Raw genomic sequence first — 2,662 nt, 5'->3', positions numbered from 1 at the left:
TTATTGTAAACTAATCTTACACAGCCCAAAGTGCGCCGCAATAGCGACTCTTGTTCGGGTGTGGGGTAAAATCGAAACGAATAGGCTTTTTCCATGTCTCACATTTTAGCATATATTTCGTAAATGTGTTAATATTTAACAGTAAAGCCAACCTAGAACGACGGGGTTTCAGACCCAAATTTTCGATGATTAAAATAGGATCACCTTGAACTTTTCCTATTCCCCTTGAGTTGCTTGTCTAACCTGTTCGATCTCTGTCGCCGTCCGTTTTACGGCGGCGAGGATGTCAACATTGCTTTACCCTCAAGACATTTACCTTTAGTCAACTCATGCAAATTACTCTCAATCTTGATGACTCCCTTCTCAATGAAGCTTTTCAATTGACCAACCTTGCTAATCAAGAGGAGGTGATTAACTTAGCTCTAGAGGAGCTAGTGCGATCGCGCCGCAAAAAAAACCTTCTTGATCTTGCTGGAAAAATTCAATTTGCCCCAGATTTCGACTATAAAGCTCTGCGTGAGACTCGTCATGCTGCTGATTGATACATCAGTTTGGATCAGTATCTTCCGTGATCGCACAGGTCAAGGCCGACAAAAACTCGAAATACTGATTAACGGTCGTGACGTTTTCCTGACACGATTCACTCAGCTTGAACTGCTTCAGGGAAGTTTGAATGAAAAAGAGTGGACTTTGCTCTCTACCTACCTCGAACTTCAGGATTACGTTGAATTGGCGAATAATTCTTGGCAAGCAGCCGCGCGAATCTTCTACGATCTGCGCCGTCAGGGACTAACAGTTCGGAGTCCGATTGATTGCTGTATTGCCCAAGTCGTTTTAGATAATAATTTACTGTTGATTCATAATGATCGAGACTTTGAAACGATTGCTCAAGTGCGATCGCTGCCACACCTTCGTTTTCAACCTTGAACCCTCTAATTGTACTTGAAGGGTATTTGTGGGGTTGCCGATTTTTACTTGATGGCTATCGGCAAAAGATAGCCACCAGCAATTGTATCAATTTGTAAAAGATGGTTGACGTTTGTGCCAATCGGTGGATTGTTCGTAGGCGTGGGCGACGTGAAATAATTGATCTTCGCGCAACACATTACCGACTAATTGTAAACCGATCGGCAAACCTTGCCCATCAAAACCGCAGGGAAGACTTAACCCGGGTAAACCGGCTAAATTGACGGGAATAGTCATTAAATCTGATAAATACATACTCAGAGGCTCCGCGGTTTTTTCCCCCGCTTTAAAGGCTGTGGTCGGTGAAGTGGGAGAAACTAACACATCTACCGATTGAAAAGCTCGATCGAAATCCTCTTTGATCAAAGTCCTCACCTTTTGCGCTTTTAGGTAATAAGCATCATAATAACCCGCCGAGAGGGTATAGGTTCCCAACATAATCCGGCGCTTGACTTCCGCACCAAAACCCTGAGCGCGAGTCTTGGTGTACATATCAATTAAACTATCGGCATCTTCCCGAATACCGTATTTAACCCCATCGTAACGGGCTAAATTCGCCGATGCTTCCGAGGGGGCGATAATGTAGTAGGTGGGCAATCCGTAACGGAAACGGGGACAGGAAATCTCTTTAATTGTGGCACCGAGGGCCTTTAACTGCTCTAAAGCTCGATTAACTGCCTCTGCCACCACCTGATCCAAACCTTCCCCGAAAGTTTCCTTAATTACGCCAATTTTTAGCCCTTTTAAACTGGTTTTGAGGAATTGGCTATAGTCGGGAATCGGCAGATTGAGACTGGTGGAATCTTGGGGATCGTAACCTGCGATCGCTTGTAATAAAATCGCCGCATCTTCTACTGTACGACCAAAGGGACCGATCTGATCGAGAGAAGAAGCGTAAGCCACCAAACCAAAGCGAGAAACCAAGCCATAGGTCGGTTTTAGCCCGACAACGCCACAAAATGAAGCCGGTTGACGAATTGATCCCCCCGTATCCGATCCTAGGGCAATCACGCATTCTTGAGCGGCCACAGCCGCAGCCGAACCCCCCGAAGACCCCCCCGGCACCCGGGATAAGTCCCAAGGATTAGCGGTAACGTGATAACCGGAGTTTTCCGTGGAACTACCCATGGCAAACTCGTCTAAATTGGTTTTACCGACGATAACTGCCCCTAAATCCCGTAATTTTTGGGTAACGGTGGACTCGTAGGGGGGGACAAAATTCTCTAAAATCCGGGAAGCGCAGGTGGTGGGGATACCCTTGGTGCAGAGATTATCTTTTAATGCGATGGGAATACCGGCCAACAGATGCAGAGACTCACCCCTGGCGATTTTCTCGTCCACTTTTTGGGCTTGCGCTAGGGCTAAATCTGGGGTTAAATGGAGAAAGCTTTTTACTTGTGGTTCGATCGCTTCAATACGAGCGAGAAATTCTGTAGCGATTTCGACGGCTGTTTTTTCTTTATTAACGAGTTGTTGATGCAGTTGACGAATCGAAGTCATGTTCAGTTACCGGTTACCGAAATTTTGGGTTAAAGCCCCGTCCTTTTAGGACGGATTTTTAAACTATAGCTTGTTAACTTAACTTTTATTGTGCTATACTGATTTTATCTAAGTACCCCCTGCGTAAAATGTTTGTCTTAGAGTTTAAAGTTAAAGCTAAAACTCAACAGTATCAAGCCATAGACGATGCTATTCG

The 2,662-nt window shown here is 45.2% G+C and carries 4 protein-coding genes; 2 read left to right on the top strand and 2 right to left on the bottom strand.

From position 1 onward, the window contains the following. Positions 1-95: helix-turn-helix domain-containing protein (locus IM322_RS09060; RefSeq protein WP_185240746.1), on the bottom strand; the 95-nt coding region annotated here is incomplete at its 3' end. 234 nt (positions 96-329) lie between these two features. On the opposite strand from IM322_RS09060, the gene IM322_RS09055 reads away from it, so the two are divergent. Together IM322_RS09055 and vapC are read left to right on the top strand one after the other, a co-directional pair. Beyond that, entirely contained in the window at positions 330-542 is a 213-nt protein-coding gene (locus IM322_RS09055) for a type II toxin-antitoxin system VapB family antitoxin (protein ID WP_286826087.1), read from the top strand. Beyond that, positions 529-927 carry a type II toxin-antitoxin system VapC family toxin gene (gene vapC, locus IM322_RS09050; protein WP_287078219.1) on the top strand — a complete coding sequence of 133 codons (399 nt, stop codon included), beginning with the start codon at positions 529-531 and terminating at the stop codon, positions 925-927. Before IM322_RS09055 ends, vapC begins: the two co-directional genes overlap by 14 nt. Before the next feature lie 87 nt (positions 928-1,014). On the opposite strand, the gene gatA is transcribed toward vapC, so the two are convergent. Beyond that, positions 1,015-2,466 carry an Asp-tRNA(Asn)/Glu-tRNA(Gln) amidotransferase subunit GatA gene (gatA, locus tag IM322_RS09045; protein WP_287675595.1) on the bottom strand — a complete coding sequence of 484 codons (1,452 nt, stop codon included), beginning with the start codon at positions 2,464-2,466 and terminating at the stop codon, positions 1,015-1,017. Positions 2,467-2,662 lie beyond the last annotated feature (196 nt).

Origin of the sequence: Microcystis sp. M109S1 (assembly GCF_020247025.1) — a bacterium.
In the GTDB taxonomy this organism is placed as follows: Bacteria; Cyanobacteriota; Cyanobacteriia; order Cyanobacteriales; family Microcystaceae; genus Microcystis.
Note: the sequence above shows the minus strand (reverse complement) of the source record. Positions and strands in the feature narration are given on the sequence as shown.

Excerpts from the sequence above, each read along its gene's own strand:
- vapC (WP_287078219.1), top strand. The coding sequence starts at position 529 with ATGCTGCTGATTGATACATCAGTTTGGATCAGTATCTTCCGTGATCGC.
- gatA (WP_287675595.1), bottom strand. The coding sequence starts at position 2,466 with ATGACTTCGATTCGTCAACTGCATCAACAACTCGTTAATAAAGAAAAA.
- IM322_RS09055 (WP_286826087.1), top strand. The coding sequence starts at position 330 with ATGCAAATTACTCTCAATCTTGATGACTCCCTTCTCAATGAAGCTTTT.